This is a genomic window from Prescottella defluvii (assembly GCF_000738775.1).
Lineage (GTDB): Bacteria > Actinomycetota > Actinomycetes > Mycobacteriales > Mycobacteriaceae > Prescottella > Prescottella defluvii.
On record NZ_JPOC01000065.1, the window covers coordinates 1 to 18970 of the forward strand.

An 18970-nucleotide genomic window follows, 5' to 3' on the forward strand; every position below is an offset into this window, starting at 1 on the left:
TCCGAAAGCAGCGATGACGGGTGGGGCCTCGTGGAATTCCTCCATCAACCTGTTCTATTCGATCGCTGCGAATCTGTACATGGGCTCCTCGGGAGCGGTGAACGGCGGATCGTCGGGCGGGGGCCAGACGACGCCGTAGCTTTCTCGCCCGAACGTCGAACGCCCGCCCCGATGCATGTTTCGGGGCGGGCGTTCGACGTTCCGGGTGCCGGAGGCCTGGATCGTCAGGCGCGGCGTCCGGCCCCGTCGGCCGGGACTGCTTTCGGGATGAGGAACGCGAAGACGAGCGACACCACGGCGGCAACGATCGCGATGACGAACGTTGCACGGAAGGCGTCGAACGACGGAATCGTCGCCGTTCCGAGGGTCACCGTCATGCTTGCCAGCACGACACTGATGACCGCTGCGGCACTGGATGTGCCGACCGACCGCATCAGTGAGTTGAGGCCGTTCGCCGCCGCGGTCTGCGAGATCGGGACCGCACCGATGATGAGGGCGGGCATCGAGGAGTACGACAGGCCGACGCCCGCGCCGATGATCATGCCGCCGACGACGATCATCCACACCGAGGACGACAGGAAGTAGACGAACCCGTAGCCCAGGCCGACCACGATCGAGCCCACCATCAGGGTGACGCGCGGGCCGCGCCAGGCCGAGATCCGGGCCGACACCGGCGACAGGGCCATCATCACGAGACCACCCGGCGCCAACGCGATGCCGGCGGCGATCATCGACAGGCCGAGTCCGTAGCCGGTGGACTCCGGCGCCATCAGCAGCTGGGGGAGCGTCAGCGAGTTGCCGTACATCGCGAAGCCGATCGCGATCGACGCCAGATTCGTGAACAGGACGTTCGGTCGCGCGGACACCCGCAGGTCGACCAGCGGACGTGCGGTGCGCAACTGCACGAAACCCCACACCACGAACACGACGACGGACGCCGCGAGCAGTCCCAGGGTCAGCGGATCGCCCCAGCCCCACGTGCCGCCCTTGGTGATCGGGAGCAGGAACAGGATCAGCGCGATGCTCAACCCGACGGCGCCGACGAAATCGAAGCGTCCGGGACTGCGGACGGTGGACTCGGGGATCACGACGATGGCGAGCGCCATGCACAGCAGGCCCAGTCCGGCCGACATCCAGAACAGCACGTGCCAGTCCGCGACCTGGGCGACGGCCGCCGCCACCGGCAACCCGACCGCACCGCCGACGCCGAGGGTGGCGCTCACGATCGCCATCGCGCCGGCGACCTTCCGCGGCGGAAGTTCGTCGCGCAGAATGCTGATGCCGAGCGGGATCACACCCACCGATGCGCCCTGCAGTGCACGACCGACGATCAGCGGGATCAGTGAGTCGGCGAACGCGCAGACCACCGAGCCGACCACGACCAGCAGCAGGCTCGCCACCAGGATCTTCTTCTTGCCGAACATGTCGCCGAGGCGTCCGCTGATGGGGGTCACCACCGCGGCCGCCAGGAGCGTCGCGGTGATCGCCCACGACGCGTCGGCCGGCGTCGCCGAGAGTAGGTGCGGCAGTTGCGGAATGATCGGGACGACGAGCGTCTGCATCAGGGCGACGACGATGCCGCAGAATCCGAGAGTCGCGACGATGACGTTGCCTGACCTGGATTTCGCGGGTGCCGTCGACGGGGGAGCGACGGTTTCACTCAAAGTGGGGCTCCTCGGATTTACTGCTACACAACAAATTTGCAAGAATGTGTACGGTACACATGGATGTGCATGATGCACAAAGCGGACATTGTGGGCAATGTTCGGACGAGAGGGTGACGGGTGTCCGACGGAGACCGCACGATGACGGACATCGAGTACGAGCTGACGCTGTTGTCGCGCTACCACGCCCTCGCACAGCAGCGCGGCGGACAGCAGCTCGACAGGTCCGCGTATCTGATCCTGGCGAGGCTCGAACTGGAACCGCCGATGAGCCTCAAGGAACTGGCAGAGGCGTTCGTGCTGGACATCTCGACGATCAACCGGCAGGTCGGTGCGCTCGAACGGCGAGGTTTCGTCGAACGGGTCGCGGACCCGAGCGGCGGCGTGGCCCGGAAGGTCCGGCCGACGGAGTCGGGACTGACCCGGCTGCACACCGATCGGGACCTGAACCGCACCGGGATCGGGCGGGTGCTCGTCGGCTGGGACGCGGACGGTATCCGGCAGCTCAAGGACGTGCTCGTCCGATTCAACCGCGACGTCGAGGAGATCGAGGGGCGCCCCTGGCCCCGCCCGGACGCCGGCTAGGACTGGACGTGCAGTGTCGGCGACTCGACCAGGTCGGGCTCGTCGGGCACCACCACGAGCGTCGGACGCTGGTCGGGGGCGTGCGCCACCGCGCGCCACGACAGCAGCGACCACCGCGACAGTCCCGACAGCGCGGAGCCCACGCTCGCGAACGACAGCGATGACAGCGCCGAACCGGCGGACCCGATGGACCCGATCGACAGGATCGAGCCGACACTGCCGATGGACAGGATCGAGCCGACACTGCCGATCGAGAGGATCGAGCCCTCCGACCGGATCGAGAGAATCGACCGTCGGGAACGCCGGGAACGGATCGACTGCGCGTTGTCGGCCATTCCTCGGTCTACCACGAACGACCACCCCGTGAGCAGTGAAGGCCCCACCGAATCCTCGGTGGGGCCTTCACTGGTGGACGGGTGAAACTACGCGACGGTGAACATTCCGACCGTCGGCAGGAAGCTGCACGTGAGCGGTGCCGCGCCCTCGGGCTCGGTGGTGAGGTCGCCGGAGATCACCGCGAGCACCCGGCCCGGGCCGGTGTTCGAGATGACCGACAGCGTCGCCGGACCGTCCGGGTTGATCCGCGCCTCGGTGGTGAGGTTCTGCGTCTCACGGCGTCCGTTGTCGACATTGATCCAGGTGACCGTCATACCCTGGGTGGGGGCCGCCTTCGCGGTGCCCAGCGCGGTGAAGACGAACCCGGCCTGACCGGCACCCGGCCCCGGCGGAGGCAGGTGCGCGGGGCCCGGCACCGCGAGGGCGGTGCCGACCGCGTCGCTCGACGGGGCGATGCAGCCCTTGCCGACGGTCGGGTAGAGGAACTGGGCGATGACGGGCCCGTCCTGCGGGATCTCGGGTCCGCCGCCGCCGCTGCCGTCGAGGAAGGTGATGACGCGCTCGAGGGTGGACTTGAGCTCGGGCGGCAGATTGGCCGACTCGAGCAGCGCACGCGCCTGAGCGAGCAGGTCGTTCTTGGAGTCGGCGTCGGCGATGTCCGCCGGGCCGGCAGCCGCGCCCAGGATGGCGGGGGCGAGGGACGCCAGCGCGTCGATGGAGACACCCTCGGGAACACCCGGGAGGGTCGGTTGCGCGACCGCGTTGGCCGGAACGGCGAGCGCCGCGGCGGCCGCAACTGCACACGCGGTGACTGCTCGTCGCATTCCTCGGTTACGAATCACGGTTTTCCCCATCCTTGTCGTTCCGACGCAGCGGAGCAGCGTCGTCTCTGCCGAGCGGGCGCCACGGCCAGTCACGGTCGCGGGTCACTCTATGGATCGACCCCCGATGTGTACAGACTCTTCTGTACGACCCATTCGTGACCTGCGTCCCGAGGAGTCTATGCAAGCTGTGACGTGACTGCCATCGCTTGGTGACCATATCGCGTGGCTGATGGGGAAAAAGTGAACCTTGATGCAACTGTTACTGATGAGCAAGGTATTTTCGGTGCCCGTCGGCGTCGGGTTACGCTGACGCGACACCTGGTCGTTCCCCCCGCTGCATCACACTGGGTGCTTACTGCCAGCACACGATCACGGGAGAGCGCCAGCAAGTGTCTCAGCTTCCACGTGCCGGGCGGCCGTCACGCGCGCACGCGGCTTGCCGCACCCTCCTCGGCTGGGCGCCGGTGTTGCTCGCCGTGTCGGTGCTGGCGCGACTGCTGTGGATGATCCTGACGCCCAACGGCCTCAACCTCGTCGACCTGCACGTCTACGTCGACGGCTCGGCCGCGCTCCTACGCGGTGATCTGTACGGATTCACGTACTCGGAAGAGACACCCGAGTTCCCGCTGCCGTTCACGTATCCGCCCTTCGCTGCCCTGGTCTTCCTGCCGCTGCACTACCTGCCGTTCGCGCTCGTCGGATTCTGTTGGCAGCTGTGCACGGTCCTGGCGCTGTACTGGGTGATCCGGATCAGCCTCGAATTGTTGCTCGGACCGGATGTGGCGGGCGCCCGGCACTGGAAGTACGTGGCGATGCTGTGGACCGCGATCGGGGTGTGGACCGAACCGGTGCGCACCACGCTCGACTACGGCCAGGTCAACGTGTTCCTCGTCCTCGGCGCGATGCTGGCGGTCCGCAGCACCCGCTGGTGGGTGTCCGGCGGCATCGTCGGGATCCTCGCCGGGATCAAGCTGACCCCCGCCATCACCGGCCTGTACTTCGTCGCGCAGCGCCGTTGGCGCGCCGCCGTGTTCTCGGCGGTCGCGTTCTTCGGGACCATCGCGATCAGCTACCTCGTGATCAGGACGCAGGCCCGCGACTACTTCACGTCGAAGTTCGGTGACGCGGACCGGATCGGCCCCGTCGGGTCGGCATGGAACCAGTCGCTGCGCGGCGCCCTCAGCCGGATCCTCGGCCACGACGTCGAGTCGGGTCCGGTGTGGATGGTCGCGGTCGCGGTGTCTGCCCTGCTCGCGTTCCTGGCGTGGCGCGCACTGGCCCGCGACGACAGGCTCGGCACATTGGTGCTGGTGCAGCTGTTCGGGCTGCTGATCTCGCCGATCTCGTGGGTCCACCACTGGGTGTGGGTGCTCCCGATGCTCATCTGGCTCGTGCACGGGCCGTACGCGCGCATGGTGGGCACCCGCGTCGTGGCGTCGCTGTGGCTGATCGTCACGGTCGTCGGTGTGCCCTGGGTCCTCAAACAGATCGAGGACGAGTCCATCTCACGCCCCGGCGCGCTCGCATGGGCGGGCACCGTCAACGTCGTCGGTGCGCTCGTCGTCTTCGCGTGGGTCGCGTACGCGGGCCGTCGCCGGCGCGCTACGCCGACGCGGCCAGATCGTCGATCCGACGCGCCAGCTCCAGATCCAACGAGGTGAGGCCGCCGGCGGAATGGGTGGCGAGGGAGTACGTGACCCGCCGCCAGCGGATGTCGATGTCGGGATGGTGGTTCATCGACTCCGCTGCCTCCGCGACACGGTCCACCAGTGCGATCGCAGCGGGGAAGCTCGCGGATTCGACGGTGCGGACCAGGGTGTCGCCGTCGCGTCGCCAGGTCGGCAGATTCGTCAGCGCGGAGTCGATCTCGGTATCGGACAGCAACTCAGCCATACCTCATGATGGTGCGATGGCGAGGGGACCGCAATGACCGGTGAACGCGAAGTGGTCGCCGCCGCACTGATCAGGGACGGACGCCTGCTGCTCGCGCAGCGCACCCGGCCGCCGGAGCTGGCCGGTCTGTGGGAACTGCCCGGCGGCAAGGTCGAGCCCGGCGAATCACCGAGCGCCGCGGTGCGCCGCGAACTGCGCGAGGAACTGGGCGTCGAGGTCGTCGCAGGTGAGCGGGTCGGCGTCGACGTGCCGCTCCGCGACGGACTGGTGTTGCGCGCGTATCGCGCCGAACTGGTCAGCGGCACCCCGCGGCCGCTCGACCATGCCGCACTGCGCTGGGTGGACGCGGACGAACTGGGCGCGATCGACCTCGTCGGCAACGACCGAGGATGGGTGCCGGATCTGGTGGCTCTGCTCGGCGCTTGACCTTCAGGCGGCCCGGGCCTTCTTGAGGCCCTTCTTGAGTTCCTTCTTGGTGGCGCCCTCGTTCTCGAGCTTCTTCATGCGCATGATGACGACGGGACACTTGAGGCAGCGTGTCTTCTTGCGGCAGCACTTCTTCTTGGGCTTGAGGCCGGAGACCTTGCTGGCCTTGACCTTCCCCTTGCCTTTGCCCATCGCTGAGCCCGGCCTTCCTCCCGAGTGCGGCGCCCGGATCGCACCGCTCGGAGTTAGCGTAGCCTCATTCGTTCGTCGTGCGCAGGTGGCCCGGAGTGCGGCGCCCGGATCGCACCGCTCGGAGTTAGCGTAGCCTCATTCGTTCGTCGTGCGCAGGTGGCCCGGAGTTCAACCCCGAGCCACCCGCAGTGGTGCAGATCACTATTGCCTGGTCAGGGCCCTTGCTGGGGGGATGCGATGCGGGGGACGGCGTCGTGGGCGGGTAGTGTATTTGCTGGCCGCAGTCCCTCTGTCGGCGCACACGTCGTCATGTTCCGTGCGACGTTCGGTGCGCTCCGATTGTCGGGGGGTCGCGAATGGGAATCACGCATGCGCGTAGCGGCAGCCAGAAGCCGTACGACACCAACTTCGTGTGGCCCCGTCAGCAGCCAGGAGAACGCCCCGCGTGAGCACCACCAATTTCCGTAACGTCGCCATCGTCGCGCACGTCGACCATGGCAAGACCACTCTTGTCGACGCCATGCTGCGCCAGTCCGGCGCTTTCGCCGAGCGTGCCGAGCTGGTCGACCGCGTCATGGACTCCGGTGACCTCGAACGCGAGAAGGGCATCACCATCCTCGCGAAGAACACCGCTGTCCACCGTCACAACGCCGACGGCACCGTCACCATCATCAACGTCATCGACACCCCCGGTCACGCCGACTTCGGTGGCGAGGTCGAGCGCGGTCTGTCCATGGTCGACGGCGTCGTCCTGCTCGTCGATTCGTCCGAGGGCCCGCTGCCGCAGACCCGCTTCGTGCTGCGCAAGGCGCTCACCGCGTCGCTGCCGGTCATCATCGTGGTGAACAAGACGGACCGTCCCGATGCCCGCATCGAGGAGGTCGTCACCGAGGCGCAGGATCTGCTGCTCGACCTGGCATCCGATCTGGACGACGAGGCCGCCGCGGCCGCCGAGGCGCTCCTGGATCTGCCGGTGCTGTACGCCTCCGGCCGTGAGGGCAAGGCGTCGATGAACCGTCCGGAGAACGGCCAGGCGCCCGACGCCGAGAACCTGGACGTCCTGTTCGACGTGCTCATGGAGCACGTGCCGGCGCCCAAGGGCGATTCCTCCGCGCCGCTGCAGGCACACGTCACCAACCTCGACGCCTCCGACTTCCTCGGCCGCCTCGCGCTGGTGCGTATCCACAACGGCGAGCTGCGCAAGGGCCAGACCGTCTCGTGGATGCACGCGGACGGCATCAAGAACGTCAAGATCACCGAGCTGCTCAAGACGGTGGGCGTCAGCCGCGAGCCCGGCGAGGTCGCCGTCGCCGGTGACATCGCCGCCGTCGCGGGCATCCCCGAGATCATGATCGGTGACACCCTCGCCGACACCGAGAACCCGGTCGCGCTGCCGACGATCTCCGTCGACGAGCCCGCGATCTCCGTCGTCATCGGCACCAACACGTCCCCGCTCGTGGGCCGCGTCAAGGGCCACAAGCTGACCGCCCGCATGGTCAAGTCCCGCCTCGATTCCGAGCTGATCGGCAACGTGTCGCTGCGCGTGCTCGAGATCGGCCGCCCCGACGCGTGGGAGGTGCAGGGTCGTGGCGAGCTGGCGCTGGCCATCCTCGTCGAGCAGATGCGCCGCGAGGGCTTCGAGCTCACCGTCGGCAAGCCGCAGGTCGTCACGAAGCTGGTCGACGGCAAGGTGCACGAGCCGTTCGAGGAACTGACGATCGACACCCCCGAGGAGCACCTCGGCTCGATCACGCAGCTGCTGGCCAACCGCAAGGGCAAGATGGTCCAGATGACCAACCATGGCACCGGCTGGGTGCGCATGGAGTTCATCGTCCCGGCCCGTGGCCTGATCGGCTTCCGCACCGACTTCATGACCGAGACCCGCGGCACCGGCATCGCCAACGCCGTCTCGCACGGCTACGGGCCGTGGGCCGGCGAGATCCGCGCCCGCCACACCGGCTCGCTGGTCTCCGACCGTAGCGGCTCGGTGACCCCGTTCGCGATGATCCAACTGTCCGATCGCGGCACCTTCTTCGTCGACCCGGGCGTCGACACCTACGAGGGCATGGTCGTGGGCATCAACCCGCGTGCCGAGGACCTCGACATCAATGTCACCAAGGAGAAGAAGCTCACCAACATGCGTGCGGCGAGCGCCGACAACACGGAGACCCTCGCCAAGCCGATCGAGTTGACGCTCGAGTCCGCGATGGAGTTCTGTGCCACCGACGAGTGCGTCGAGGTCACGCCCGAGGTGATTCGTGTGCGCAAGCTGCACCTGTCGCAGACCGACCGGGCCCGCGAGCGTTCGCGCGCGAAGTCGCGTGACAAGGCCGCGCTGTAAGTGCGTGACGCGTTCCGTGCGCGTTGTGCGAGTCTGAACCCTCGCACAACGCGCACGGGCGGGGCAGCCGCTCGCGGACGGGAGGACCGATAGTGGCGCAGTTCCGGTACGGGTTGCCCCGTGCATTCGGTCGGCGGCTGATGGGGGCTGCAGCGGCGGCGTCGGTGCTGGCGGTCGCCGCGTGCACCGCGAATCCGCCGCCGCCGGTGGAGAGCACCGACAGCCCCAAGCCGACGACAGCGGTCCCGACCAGGAACACCGTCGTCGTCGCGATCGACGACGTCGGTATCGGCTTCAACCCGCATCTGCTGGCCGACCAGTCGCCCGCGAACTCCGCGGTCAGTGCGCTGGTGTTGCCGAGTCCGTTCCGCCCCGTGGTCGATCCGGCGCGGCCGGGCATCACGAACTGGATTCCGGATCCGTCGGTGCTGGTTTCCGCCACCGCGACTCCGGACGCGGCACTCGCTGTCCCGGACGATCCCGCCGTCGACCCAGAGGCGCCCGCCGAGACCCCCGCCGGGGCACCGGCCACGATCACCTACCAGTTGCGCAACGAGGCCCAGTGGTCGGACGGCGCCCCGATCGCCGCCGAGGATTTCCGCTATCTGTGGCAGCAGATGATCAGCCAGCCCGGTGTCGTCGACCCCGCCGGCTACGGGTTGATCGAGGACATCGCGTCGTCCGGTGGGGGGAAGACGGTGACGGTCACGTTGTCCGCGCCGTACCCGGCGTGGCGGGAACTGTTCACGGACCTGTTGCCCTCGCATCTGGTGAAGGATTCGCCGGGCGGCTTCGCGCGCGGCCTGGCGGACAACATCCCCGTCTCGGGTGGCCGGTTCCACATCAAGTCGGTCGATCGCGGGCGGGACGAGATCCTGCTCGAACGCAACGACCGGTTCTGGGACACCCCGGCCAAGCCGGATCAGATCCTCATGCGCCGTGGTGGCTCACCCGCGCAGCTCGCGGATTCCATGCGCTCCGGCGACGCGCAGGTGGCCCGCGTCCACGGCGGTGCCGCGGCGCTCGCTCAGCTGTCGGTGATCCCGGGCGTGCAGACCGGCACCGAGCCGCAGCCCCGGGTGCTGTCGGTGACGCTCAACGGGCGGGCCCCCGCCCTGGCCGACAGGCAGGTCCGCAAGGGACTCCTGGGTCTGGTGGATCCGCACCTGCTGGCGACGGTCGGCGCCGGCAGCGAGTCGGCGGCGATGCCGGCGCGCGCACAGATTCTGGCACCGTCCGATCCCGGCTACGCGCCCACCGCACCACCGGCGCCGACGCGTGAGGAGGCGCTGGGACTGCTGGCCGGCGCCGGGTTCCACATCGTGCCCGACGCCACCGAGGGCGCTGTCCCGGAGGCCCTGACCGAGGGCCGGATGGTGCACGACGGCACACCGTTGACGATGGTGCTGGGCGCACCGGAGAACGACGACACCGCGATCGCGGTCGCGAACACGGTGGCCGATCAGTGGCGAGGAGCCGGAATCGCCGCGTCGGTCCTGGCGCTGCCCGCCGAGGAGTTGTACGGGGAGGCGTTGACGGCAGCTCGCGTGGACGCGGTCGTCGGCTGGGAACGCGCCGGATCGGATCCGGCCACCGCCCTGGCGTCCAGGTTCGGGTGCCCGCCGCTGACCGCCTCCGAGGGTGTTCCCGCGACCCCGGAGCCGGGTGCGGAGCCGCTCCGCGAGCTGCGGTCGCCGAGCAACCTGTCGGGTCTGTGCGACCCGGCGCTGCAGCCGCGGATCGACGAGGCGTTGCGCGGCCGGGGCGACGTCGCCCGGGTGATCGCCGACGCCGAACCTCCGCTGTGGGATTTGGCGGCGGTTCTGCCGGTGCTCCAGGACAACACGGTCGTCGCGGTGGGCCCCGGCGTGGAGGGTGTCGTGATGGGCGGTCCGGTCCAGGTCGGCATCTTCGCCGACGCCGGATCGTGGACCCGGACGAAGTGAGCGAGAGAAACGAGTGGTTGTGAACGGTCGGCGCATCCTGTTCGTCCACGCGCACCCCGACGACGAGACCCTGACCACGGGCGGCACCATTGCCCGTTGTGCGGCGGCCGGGGCCGAGGTGACGGTGGTGACATGCACCCTCGGTGAGGAAGGCGAGGTCATCGGGGACCGCTGGGCCGGCCTGGTGGCCGACCGCGCCGACCAATTGGGCGGCTTCCGGATCCTGGAACTGACCCGAGCACTGGAGGCGCTGGGCGCCTCCGAACCACGATTCCTCGGCGGTGCCGGCCGGTGGCGCGATTCGGGCATGGCCGGGACCCCGTCGGTGGCGCACCCGCGGGCATTCGTAGGCGCCGACCCCGACGAGGCGTTGGAGGCGTTGGTCGCGGTGATCCGTGAACTGCGTCCGCAGGTGGTGGTCACGTACGACCCCGTCGGCGGGTACGGGCACCCGGATCACGTTCGGGCGCACCACCTTACGACGGCAGCCGTGGAGGCCGCCGGTGCGGACGTGTTCCCCGGGGCGGGCGCGCCGTGGGACGTCGCAAAGCTCTACTGGACGGTGACCGAGGAGTCGGCGCTCGAATCGGGGATCGCCGCGATCGAAACCGTGCCCGACGGCTGGCGGCTGCCCGAGCCGGGCGAACTGCCCCGCGTCCCGGACGGGGAGGTCACCGCCGCAGTGGACGTCGCGCCGGTCATGGCGGCCAAGCTCGCCGGACTGCGCGCCCACGGCACCCAGGTCACCGTGGCCCCCTCGGGCACCGAGTTCGCACTGTCGAACGACGTCGTGCAGCCGGTCCTGCCCGTCGAGCACTACGTCCTGGTCCGCGGACGATCCGGACCCGTCGACGACGACGGGCGGGAGACCGACCTGTTCTCCGGCCTCGACGTCTGAGGTACGTCAGGCGAGGGGGACGTCCGGACGGTACTGGCGCATCCACGCCCCGATGGTGCCGTGACGCCAGTCGTCCTCGAACTCCGACGGGATGATCGTTGCTGTCGGAGTGGAGTAGGGCTGCCCGTCCTGCAGGCGGGACCCGAGCGACTGGTCGTGCGTCGCGAGGACGACTTGCGACGCCCCCGGCACCGGATATACCACACCGCGGCCGGTGATCGCCAGCGCCTCCGCCGACCGCGCCGATGCAAGTCCCGCCCCCGCCACCGCGCGGCTCTGCGGGCTGGCCCACGACGACGCCTTCCGGACCACGAGGGTCGGGGCCGAGCGCACTCGATCGATCCCGTGTAGTGGGATCTCCGTGATCGTCGTGCGGTCGGACCTGGTGAGCCCGGACGGGGAGAGGACGAGCCGCTTCGACGCGTAGTCGTTCGTCAGTTGCCTGCGCTTCCACGCATACATGGCCGCCGGGACCGCGACGCCGACGATGATCGTCGGCGTCCAGTAGGCGGCAGGGGAGCGCGGATACATCAGCCCGAAGACCACCTGGGTGAGGACGCCGACTGCGGCTCCCAGCATCACCAGCGCCGGAATCATCGCGCGGAGTGTCCGGTCCGGACGTTGGATGCAGCGCAGTTCAACCGATCCGGGTGCACCGGAAGCAGGCAGAGTCATGTCGGGACAACCTACCGGGCTCGCGGTGGCCCCATCCCCGGTACGATAGTGAGCTACGCCACGTTCGTGGGGGTCCGTTCGTCGGCGCATCCAGCTGTCGAGCGGAGGGTGCGACGGATGTACAACTGGGAACTCCAGAACTCGATCACGGCGTTCGTGGACAGTCTGCGGCCGATGGCGCCGTACTTCCGAGAGCTCTACATCGGGTCGCTGCACGCGTTCGTCCATCAGCAGAGCGAACTGCTCACGATGCTCGGCTACCCGCCCGTACCGTGACCGGACCCCGCCGACGAGGCACAGCCGCGGATAGACCACGATCGGTGACATGACCGTCGAGAGCCACCCCACCTCGCCGCCCGTGTCCGCCGCCGAAGCGCGGACGACGCTGGCGTTGCTCACGTTCGACGGGTTCCTGTGCGCGGTGCTCTCGGTGCTGTTCCTGCCCGCCTACCTCGGGACGGCACCGTTCCCGGTCAGCATCCTCGCCGCGGCGGTGGTGAACCTGCTGCTGGTGCTCGGGGCGCGCAAGTTCACCGAGCGGCCGGTGCTGGCGGCGCTGCCGATCTTCGGCTGGCTGTTCGGTTTCGGCCTGTGCATGATCGGCGGACCGGGTGGTGACCTGCTGGTGTTCGAGGACTGGCGCACGTTGCTGCTGGTCGTGGCGGCGCTGCTGCCGGCCGGGCTCTACCTGTTCCGGATCCGTCTCGAGTCGATCCTGGCCGGGGCCCGGACCAACTGACGTCGAGGCCGTGCGCGGGCGGTCATCTCCGCCCGCGCACGGACACTCGCGCGGCTACTTCTTGTAGAACGCGGTCACGTCGTCGTTTCCGATCAGGTCCGGCACGGTCCAACCGTCCAGGTCGTATTCGCTCATGAACTGTTCGGCCAGGCCCTTCATCGCGGACACGCCCCCACGATTCTCCGCGGCGAACAGCAATTCGGCCTTGACGTTCTCGTGGTTGCCCGAGTAGTTGCGTTCGTAGAGTTCGTGCCGGCCACCGAACTCGGAGCCGATCGAGTCCCACAGCGCCTTCATGACCTTGACCCGGTCGACGGCCGTGATGCCGTCGCTGCCGCGGACGTACTTGTCGAGGTACGGGCGGACATCGGGGTTCTTGAAGTCCGCAGCCGACGACGGCAGATAGATCAGACCGGACGCGACGTCCTGCTCGATGATCTCCTTGATCCGCGGGTACCCCTGGATCATGAACATCCGGTAGGTGAGGCCGTACTCCAGCTTCGGGATCACGGTGTCACCGATCCACTGTTCCGGGTCGCGGGCCATCGATTCGCTCAACGACCAGAACAGGTTGCGCCAGCCGATGACCTCACCGACGCGGGTCTGGACGCCGCGGAAGCCGCCGGCGCCGGTGGCGTCGAGCGCCTTCATCAGCAGTCCGGCGATGAAGTCGAGCTTGACTGCCAGTCGGGTGCAGCCCTGGAAGGTGAACCTGGGCAGGAAGCCGGACTGGGGGAAGAAGGCGTTGATCTTCTCCACGTCGCCGTACATGAAGACGTTCTCCCACGGCACCAGCACCTTGTCGAAGATGAAGATGGCGTCGTTCTCGTCCATCCGGGAGGAGAGCGGATAGTCGAACGGGGAACCGACGACCGCCGCGTTCTGCGAGTACGAGGCGCGGGAGATCAGTTTGATGCCCGGGGCGTCCATCGGCACCGTGCAGATCAGCGCGTATTCCTTCTTCTTGATCGGCAGGCCGTAGTGCGCGATGAAGTTGTAGTTGGTGATCGCGGATCCGGTGGCGACGACCTTCGCTCCGGAGACGACGAGTCCGGCGTCGGTCTCCTTCTCGACCTTCATGAACACGTCACCGACCTGGTCCGGGGGCAGCTGACGGTCGACCGGCGGGTTGATGATCGCGTGGTTCCAGTACAGGACCTTCTCCTGCGATTCGCGGTACCAGCGCTTGGCGTTGTCCTGGAACGGGGCGTACAACTCGCTGTTGGCGTTGAGCGTGCCGAGGAAGCTGGCCTTGTAGTCGGGGGAGCGGCCCATCCAGCCGTAGGTCATGCGGGCCCAGGTGGCGATCGCATCGCGTTCACGGAGCAGGTCGTCGGAACTGGTGGGCGTCTTGAAGAACGGCATGGTGATGCCGCCGTTGCCGGTGTCGGTGGGGCAGGTGAGCGTGTCGACGTGCTCACCGGTGTGCAGGGCGTCGTAGAGGCGTGCGGTCATCCGGATCGAGTTGCGGAACGCCGGATGGTTCCAGAACTCCTTCACCTTGTCGCCGTGCAGGTAGATCTCGCGGCCGTCCTTGATCGACTCGATGTACTCGTCGCCGGTCATGGGGCGGGTCGCGAAGTTCGTGGTCCGGTTCGCCTCGCAGTCGGCCGCGACGTTGACCTGGGAGCGGTCGACGTCCGGGGCGGTGGGGCGGGGTTCGGTGGTGGTCATCGGTTCTCCTGCTCGGGGGTGGTCAGTTGGTCGCACCGGACAGGTGCAGTGGTGTGAAGGCGGTTGCCGCGTCGAACCATCCGCGGTGCGGATCATCCATCGACCCGTTCCAGGCGGCGCTTCCGCTGGGTGCTCCGAGATCGTGGAAGGTGCTGCGGTAGAAGAGCAATGGATCGGTGTCGCGGCACTGGGCGTCGACGATCTCGCCGATGAAGATCACGTGGTCGCCGCCGTCGTACTCGCGCCACGGAACGCAGGACAGGGTGGCGGCGCTGCCGGCCAGCACCGGCGCGGTGGGGCCCTGGGCCCACACCGGTTCGGGTGACTGTGGGCGCCCGGCGAAGTGGAGTGCGACGTCGGTCTGGTCCGCGGCGAGGATGTTGACCGCGAACGGTGCGTCGGACAGGAAGGCGCAGGCCTTGGATGTGCGGGTCAGGGTCACCTGGCACAGCCGTGGTTCGAGCGAAACCGCGGTGAATGCGGTCACCGTCGCGCCGTGGGGCGTACCGTCCTGTTTGGTGCAGGTGATGACGGTGACCCCACTTGCGAACTGTCCGAATATGTTTCGCAGTTGTCGCGAATCCATGTTGGGACTCCTTGCTGGTGGTCGTTGACTGTGACCGAGACCATAGGACGATCGGTTCGGGGTCGGCGATCCACCGAGCGGCCCCGTGATCCGGATTGCGCGACGGGTTCGGGCCTGGACTGTTGCCAGGGGACGTGTTCGCGATCACACTGGGCCCGAAGTCCCGAACTGGACGCCGATGGGAAGGGTGCGAGGTATGGCGATGAGCGCGACCGCCGATCCGGGTGATTGGAGCGAGGCGGAGAACGTGGTCTCGGACGCGTACTTCCCGCACGACCTGACGCCGCTCTCGGCCGGCTCGGAGCCGCATCTGGATGTGCGGGCGATGCAGATCGGGCAGTTGCGCGTGGCTCGGATCGGGTGGGGTGCGGAAGTGTCCGTGGACACCGAGCATCCCGGCGGGTACGCGGTGAACATCCCTCTGTCGGGGCGCATCGAGTCCGTGAGCGGCGGCCGCGACGTGATGTCGGGTGTGGGGAAGGCGTCGGTGTTCCGGCCGGACACCCCGGCCGTGATCACGCGCTGGACCGCCGACTGCGAGATCGTCGGCGTCAAGGTGGAGCGGGACTATCTGCACCGCGAACTGGGTCGCGTCCTCGGGCGTCCCGACCGTCGCCTGCCCGATCAGGTCGACCTGTCGACTGCGGCCGGCCGGAACTGGATGGGCTTGCTCCGGGCGCTCGTCCAGGACGCGCGGGGCGGTGACGGGCTGTGGCAGACCCCGGTGGTCGCGGAACAGTTGTCGGGCGCCATCACGGGGGCGTTCGTGCTGGCGGCGATGCCCGAAGAGGAGGCGGTCGCGCCGCGACCGCGAATCGTCAAACGGGTACTCGACCGGATCGACGAGGACCCGTCTCTCGCCTGGACCGCGGGCGACATGGCGGAGGCGGCCGGTGTGAGCGTGCGTCGGCTGCAGGAAGGATTCCGGGAATACCTGGGCATGTGCCCGCGGGACTATCTGCTCGACGTCCGGCTCTCACGGATCCACGACGACCTGGTGGCGGGGGATCCGTCGGCCACATCGGTGACTGACGTCGCGCTGCGCTGGGGGATCACCCACACCGGCAGGTTCGCCGCGGCCTATCGGCGCAAGTACGGCTCCCCGCCGTCGGAGACGTTGCGTTCCTGAGGCGTCGTGTTCGGGTTCAACCGAGGTGTCCCAGGTGGCCGAGGTCGGCGCTGAGTGCGGTCGCGGCGTCGACGACGTGCCGAGCGGCCGCATCCCGGAACTGCTCGGGTGTGTGGCGTCCGGAGGACGTGGAGCACGCGGTGACCGCGACGACGGCTCCCGAGGCGTCGCGCACGGGGGCGGCGAGCGAGATCAGGCCCTCCTCGAGTTCGGCGGCGGTCAATGCATAGCCCTGCTCGCGCACGCGGGTCAGTTCGGCGCGCAGTTCGTCGGGTGTGCCGACGGTCGCCGGCGCCAGTTTGTCGAATCGGGTCGTCGCGATCACGTCGTCGACGGTGGCGTCCGGCGCCCAGGCGAGCAGTGCCCGCCCCATCGATGTTGCGTAGGCGGGCACGCGGGTGCCGACGGAGACGTTGATGCTCATGATCCGTCGGACGGGTACACGGGCGGCGTACACCACGTCGGCTCCGTCGAGTACGCCCAGCGAGGCGGATTCGTCTGTGTGCTCGGACAGTTGGACGAGTCGCGGCATCGCGAACTCGACGAGGGCGTGGGACGCGGAGTAGTGCTGGCCGATGCTCAGTACGCGGGGGGTGAGCGACCATCGGGTCCCGTTCGCGGTGACGTAGCCGAGTTTCTGCAGCGTGAGCAGGATGCGGCGGACTGCCGGCCGGGACAGGTCGGTCTTGGTGGCGAGTTCGGCCAGCGACGGGTTGGGGTGGTGCTCGTCGAAGGCGAGCAGTACCGCGAAGCCCCGTTCGATGCTCTGGATGAAATCCCGGTCTTCGTTCGGCATCGGATGCTCCTGGCTGCGGGTTCGGTGGTGACTTCGAGGTCGGGTGTTGACAACTGATGTGACTCGACGCACAGTATGGGGTGTACGCAGAGCGATTCTAATGTACGCACAGCGTACATCTGCGGTGTGGGGGCGCGTCTGCCCGTATTCACCCGCCGCCACGACTTTTTCTCGACCGTCACTGTTCGAGCCTCGATGAGGAGGACCCATGACCAGCACCGAAACGGCGACCGCGCACGCATCGGGCAACGCCGCCACCGACAAGTTCAAGTCCGAGCGCGTCTCGGCGGACACCTCGAAGGAGCGAGCCGCCGCGATCTACCGGGACGTGCTCGCGGCGTTCGGGGACATCATCCACAGGCATCAGGTCACCTACGACGAGTACCGGGTGGTCAAGCAGTGGATCATCGACGTCGGGGAATACGGCGAGGTGCCGCTGTGGCTGGACGTGTTCGTCGAGCACGAGATCGAGGACGTCAACTACAGTCGCAACGCCCTTGCCGGCACCAAGGGCAGCATCGAGGGCCCGTACTACGTCGCGAACGCACCTGAACTGCCGTCCACGTGCACGATGCCGATGACCGCGAAGGATGCCGAGGCGACCCCGTTGGTGTTCTCGGGTCAGGTCACCGATCTGGCCGGCAACGGACTCGCCGGCGCCACTGTCGAACTCTGGCATGCCGACGAGGACGGGTTCTACTCGCGGTTCGCGCCGAACCTACCCGAATGGAACCTGCGCGGCACGATCGTCTGTGACGGCGAGGGGCGCTACGAGATCACCACGCTGCAGCCCGCGCCCTACCAGATCCCGCACGACGGGCCGACGGGCTGGTTCATCGAATCCTACGGCGGGCACCCGTGGCGACCGGCCCACCTGCACCTCATGGTGAAGGCTCCCGGCCGGGCGACGATCACGACTCAGCTGTACTTCGCGGGCGGTCAGTGGCTCGAGGACGACGTGGCGACCGCGACCAAGCCGGAGCTGATCCTCGATCCGAAGGTCGGGGGCGACGGCAAGAACTACGTGATGTACAACTTCGCCCTCGACCCCGAGGCCTGAGCCGACACGAATTCCGGTGTCTCACTGGGGCACCGGAGTTCGGTGCTCCCGATCCGATGGAGAGTTGCCTTCCGATGCCCGACCCCGATCTCGCCGTCGTCTCCGTCGAGACGACCATCATCGACGTGCCACTGGTGCGTCCCCACAAGTTCGCCACCACGACCGCCGAGAAACAGCCGATCCTGCTCGTCGCAATCACGACCGCCGGCGGCGTCACCGGTCACGGTGAGGGCGTGGTCCCCGGAGGGCCCTGGTGGGGTGGCGAATCCGTCGAGACGATGAAGGTGATCGTCGACCGCTACATCGCGCCGTGCATCGTCGGCCGCGGTGTCGACGAGATCACCGGCATCATGGTGGATCTCGAAGGAATCGTCGCGAACGCGCGGTTCGCGAAGGCCGCCGTGGACGTCGCACTGCACGACGCGTACGCCCGGCATCTCGGCGTCGGGGTGCACACGCTGCTCGGCGGTGCCTTCCGCACCGGGGTCGACGTCCGGTGGGCGCTCGGAGCGGCCCCCGTGGAGGAGATCCTCGAGGAGGTCGCGCACAAGATGGAGGCGCGCCTGAACTTCTCGTTCAAGCTCAAGATGGGCGCGCTGGACCCGGCCGTCGACACGGAGCGGGTGGTTTCGATCGCGCAGTCCCTCGGCGGCAAGGCGGGCGTGAGCATCGATGTCAACGCGCGCTGGGACCGGCTCACCGCGTTGCGCTTCGTGCCCGAACTCGTCGACGGCGGCGTCGAACTCGTCGAGCAACCCACCCCCGCCGAGCAGGTCGAGGTGCTCGCCGAACTCAACCGTCTCGTCGCGGCACCGGTGATGGCCGACGAGTCGGTACACACCCCGCACGACGCGCTGGGGATCGCCAAGCTCGGCGCGGCCGATGTGCTCGCCGTCAAGACCACGAAATGTGGTGGCCTGCAACGCAGCAAGGAAGTGGTGGCGGTCGCGAAAGCGGCCGGCATCCGGTGTCACGGTGCCACGTCCATCGAGGGGCCCATCGGCACCGCGGCGTCGATCCACTTCGCCTGCGCGGAACCGGGGATCAACTTCGGCACCGAGCTCTTCGGTCCGCAGTTGTTCGCCGTCGAACTGCTGCAGACCCCACTCGACTACTCCGAGGGGCAGGTTCATCTGCCTCCGGGTCCGGGGCTCGGCGTCGAACTCGACATGGACGTCGTCAGGCACCTCGCCCGCGACTGATCCC

Annotated in this window: 20 protein-coding genes; 11 read left to right on the forward strand and 9 right to left on the reverse strand. The window is 68.2% G+C overall.

The genetic code is table 11. The annotated features are described in order from the left end of the window. Window positions 1–224 precede the first annotated feature (224 nt). The gene (locus IJ15_RS0120690; RefSeq protein ID WP_051919333.1) at window positions 225–1664 is read right to left on the reverse strand and encodes an MFS transporter; all 1440 of its coding nucleotides are present in this window, start codon (window positions 1662–1664) and stop codon (window positions 225–227) included. Window positions 1665–1805: 141 nt separating this feature from the next. Between IJ15_RS0120690 and IJ15_RS0120695 the strand changes: the two genes are divergently transcribed. Beyond that, on the forward strand, window positions 1806–2249 hold the full coding sequence (locus IJ15_RS0120695) for a MarR family winged helix-turn-helix transcriptional regulator (RefSeq protein ID WP_031940247.1): 444 nt from the start codon (window positions 1806–1808) through the stop codon (window positions 2247–2249). Here the strand turns inward: IJ15_RS0120695 and IJ15_RS0120700 are convergent. Together IJ15_RS0120700 and IJ15_RS0120705 are read right to left on the reverse strand one after the other, a co-directional pair. Further along, window positions 2246–2584 carry a hypothetical protein gene (locus IJ15_RS0120700; protein ID WP_031940248.1) on the reverse strand — a complete coding sequence of 113 codons (339 nt, stop codon included), beginning with the start codon at window positions 2582–2584 and terminating at the stop codon, window positions 2246–2248. The two genes, IJ15_RS0120695 and IJ15_RS0120700, sit on opposite strands and share 4 nt — an antisense overlap. Window positions 2585–2671: 87 nt before the next feature. Continuing rightward, window positions 2672–3409: an Rv1157c family protein gene (locus tag IJ15_RS0120705; protein ID WP_031940249.1), complete on the reverse strand. Its 738-nt coding sequence runs from the start codon at window positions 3407–3409 to the stop codon at window positions 2672–2674. Window positions 3410–3798: 389 nt separating this feature from the next. Here IJ15_RS0120705 and IJ15_RS0120710 point away from each other — a divergent pair, with 389 nt between their 5' ends. Next, window positions 3799–5070 (forward strand): mannosyltransferase, encoded by a 1272-nt coding sequence (locus IJ15_RS0120710; RefSeq protein WP_031940250.1) that lies wholly within the window; start codon window positions 3799–3801, stop codon window positions 5068–5070. On the opposite strand, the gene IJ15_RS0120715 is transcribed toward IJ15_RS0120710, so the two are convergent. Then, window positions 5012–5302: a 4a-hydroxytetrahydrobiopterin dehydratase gene (locus IJ15_RS0120715; RefSeq protein WP_031940251.1), complete on the reverse strand. Its 291-nt coding sequence runs from the start codon at window positions 5300–5302 to the stop codon at window positions 5012–5014. The genes IJ15_RS0120710 and IJ15_RS0120715 overlap by 59 nt on opposite strands. Before the next feature lie 33 nt (window positions 5303–5335). Between IJ15_RS0120715 and IJ15_RS0120720 the strand changes: the two genes are divergently transcribed. After that, window positions 5336–5728, forward strand: a complete 393-nt coding sequence (locus IJ15_RS0120720) for a (deoxy)nucleoside triphosphate pyrophosphohydrolase (protein ID WP_031940252.1) — start codon at window positions 5336–5338, stop codon at window positions 5726–5728. Between the two features lie 3 nt (window positions 5729–5731). On the opposite strand, the gene IJ15_RS0120725 is transcribed toward IJ15_RS0120720, so the two are convergent. Further along, window positions 5732–5920 carry a hypothetical protein gene (locus tag IJ15_RS0120725; RefSeq protein ID WP_031940253.1) on the reverse strand — a complete coding sequence of 63 codons (189 nt, stop codon included), beginning with the start codon at window positions 5918–5920 and terminating at the stop codon, window positions 5732–5734. A gap of 445 nt (window positions 5921–6365) precedes the next feature. Between IJ15_RS0120725 and typA the strand changes: the two genes are divergently transcribed. From typA to mshB, 3 genes are all read left to right on the forward strand, one after another. Next, window positions 6366–8261 (forward strand): translational GTPase TypA, encoded by a 1896-nt coding sequence (gene typA, locus IJ15_RS0120730; RefSeq protein WP_031940254.1) that lies wholly within the window; start codon window positions 6366–6368, stop codon window positions 8259–8261. 140 nt (window positions 8262–8401) lie between these two features. Beyond that, the gene (locus IJ15_RS0120735; RefSeq protein ID WP_051919339.1) at window positions 8402–10207 is read left to right on the forward strand and encodes an ABC transporter family substrate-binding protein; all 1806 of its coding nucleotides are present in this window, start codon (window positions 8402–8404) and stop codon (window positions 10205–10207) included. A gap of 19 nt (window positions 10208–10226) precedes the next feature. Next, window positions 10227–11105: an N-acetyl-1-D-myo-inositol-2-amino-2-deoxy-alpha-D-glucopyranoside deacetylase gene (mshB, locus tag IJ15_RS0120740; RefSeq protein WP_031940256.1), complete on the forward strand. Its 879-nt coding sequence runs from the start codon at window positions 10227–10229 to the stop codon at window positions 11103–11105. Window positions 11106–11111: 6 nt separating this feature from the next. On the opposite strand, the gene IJ15_RS0120745 is transcribed toward mshB, so the two are convergent. Then, window positions 11112–11780: a hypothetical protein gene (locus IJ15_RS0120745; RefSeq protein ID WP_031940257.1), complete on the reverse strand. Its 669-nt coding sequence runs from the start codon at window positions 11778–11780 to the stop codon at window positions 11112–11114. Window positions 11781–11828: 48 nt separating this feature from the next. Here IJ15_RS0120745 and IJ15_RS26185 point away from each other — a divergent pair, with 48 nt between their 5' ends. Beyond that, on the forward strand, window positions 11829–12056 hold the full coding sequence (locus IJ15_RS26185) for a hypothetical protein (protein ID WP_156112173.1): 228 nt from the start codon (window positions 11829–11831) through the stop codon (window positions 12054–12056). Between the two features lie 49 nt (window positions 12057–12105). After that, window positions 12106–12519 (forward strand): hypothetical protein, encoded by a 414-nt coding sequence (locus IJ15_RS0120755; protein WP_031940258.1) that lies wholly within the window; start codon window positions 12106–12108, stop codon window positions 12517–12519. 54 nt (window positions 12520–12573) lie between these two features. Here IJ15_RS0120755 and IJ15_RS0120765 read toward each other — a convergent pair whose 3' ends face one another. Both IJ15_RS0120765 and IJ15_RS0120770 read right to left on the reverse strand, forming a co-directional pair. After that, a complete protein-coding gene (locus IJ15_RS0120765) occupies window positions 12574–14193 on the reverse strand; it encodes a 4-hydroxyphenylacetate 3-hydroxylase family protein (RefSeq protein ID WP_031940259.1) in 1620 nt (539 codons plus the stop codon). Between the two features lie 22 nt (window positions 14194–14215). Continuing rightward, a complete protein-coding gene (locus IJ15_RS0120770) occupies window positions 14216–14779 on the reverse strand; it encodes a flavin reductase family protein (protein WP_031940260.1) in 564 nt (187 codons plus the stop codon). A 202-nt stretch (window positions 14780–14981) separates the two neighbouring features. On the opposite strand from IJ15_RS0120770, the gene IJ15_RS0120775 reads away from it, so the two are divergent. Further along, window positions 14982–15908, forward strand: a complete 927-nt coding sequence (locus IJ15_RS0120775) for an AraC family transcriptional regulator (RefSeq protein ID WP_031940261.1) — start codon at window positions 14982–14984, stop codon at window positions 15906–15908. Between the two features lie 16 nt (window positions 15909–15924). On the opposite strand, the gene IJ15_RS0120780 is transcribed toward IJ15_RS0120775, so the two are convergent. Further along, window positions 15925–16704, reverse strand: coding sequence for an IclR family transcriptional regulator domain-containing protein (locus IJ15_RS0120780; RefSeq protein ID WP_031940262.1), 780 nt, complete (start codon window positions 16702–16704; stop codon window positions 15925–15927). Between the two features lie 208 nt (window positions 16705–16912). Here IJ15_RS0120780 and catA point away from each other — a divergent pair, with 208 nt between their 5' ends. Beyond that, entirely contained in the window at window positions 16913–17764 is an 852-nt protein-coding gene (gene catA / locus IJ15_RS0120785; RefSeq protein WP_031940263.1) for a catechol 1,2-dioxygenase, read from the forward strand. Between the two features lie 74 nt (window positions 17765–17838). After that, complete coding sequence (locus IJ15_RS0120790) at window positions 17839–18966, forward strand: muconate/chloromuconate family cycloisomerase (protein ID WP_031940264.1); 1128 nt, start codon at window positions 17839–17841, stop codon at window positions 18964–18966. Window positions 18967–18970: the final 4 nt, after the last annotated feature.

What these genes read in the sequence shown, in the direction of transcription:
- IJ15_RS0120695 (WP_031940247.1), top strand. Translation starts at nt 1,806, where the DNA reads ATGACGGACATCGAGTACGAGCTGACGCTGTTGTCGCGCTACCACGCC.
- IJ15_RS0120700 (WP_031940248.1), bottom strand. Translation starts at nt 2,584, where the DNA reads ATGGCCGACAACGCGCAGTCGATCCGTTCCCGGCGTTCCCGACGGTCG.
- IJ15_RS0120705 (WP_031940249.1), bottom strand. Translation starts at nt 3,409, where the DNA reads ATGCGACGAGCAGTCACCGCGTGTGCAGTTGCGGCCGCCGCGGCGCTC.
- IJ15_RS0120715 (WP_031940251.1), bottom strand. Translation starts at nt 5,302, where the DNA reads ATGGCTGAGTTGCTGTCCGATACCGAGATCGACTCCGCGCTGACGAAT.
- IJ15_RS0120720 (WP_031940252.1), top strand. Translation starts at nt 5,336, where the DNA reads ATGACCGGTGAACGCGAAGTGGTCGCCGCCGCACTGATCAGGGACGGA.
- IJ15_RS0120725 (WP_031940253.1), bottom strand. Translation starts at nt 5,920, where the DNA reads ATGGGCAAAGGCAAGGGGAAGGTCAAGGCCAGCAAGGTCTCCGGCCTC.
- IJ15_RS0120735 (WP_051919339.1), top strand. Translation starts at nt 8,402, where the DNA reads ATGGGGGCTGCAGCGGCGGCGTCGGTGCTGGCGGTCGCCGCGTGCACC.
- IJ15_RS0120745 (WP_031940257.1), bottom strand. Translation starts at nt 11,780, where the DNA reads ATGACTCTGCCTGCTTCCGGTGCACCCGGATCGGTTGAACTGCGCTGC.
- IJ15_RS0120755 (WP_031940258.1), top strand. Translation starts at nt 12,106, where the DNA reads ATGACCGTCGAGAGCCACCCCACCTCGCCGCCCGTGTCCGCCGCCGAA.
- IJ15_RS0120765 (WP_031940259.1), bottom strand. Translation starts at nt 14,193, where the DNA reads ATGACCACCACCGAACCCCGCCCCACCGCCCCGGACGTCGACCGCTCC.
- IJ15_RS0120770 (WP_031940260.1), bottom strand. Translation starts at nt 14,779, where the DNA reads ATGGATTCGCGACAACTGCGAAACATATTCGGACAGTTCGCAAGTGGG.
- IJ15_RS0120775 (WP_031940261.1), top strand. Translation starts at nt 14,982, where the DNA reads ATGAGCGCGACCGCCGATCCGGGTGATTGGAGCGAGGCGGAGAACGTG.
- IJ15_RS0120780 (WP_031940262.1), bottom strand. Translation starts at nt 16,704, where the DNA reads ATGCCGAACGAAGACCGGGATTTCATCCAGAGCATCGAACGGGGCTTC.
- catA (WP_031940263.1), top strand. Translation starts at nt 16,913, where the DNA reads ATGACCAGCACCGAAACGGCGACCGCGCACGCATCGGGCAACGCCGCC.
- IJ15_RS0120790 (WP_031940264.1), top strand. Translation starts at nt 17,839, where the DNA reads ATGCCCGACCCCGATCTCGCCGTCGTCTCCGTCGAGACGACCATCATC.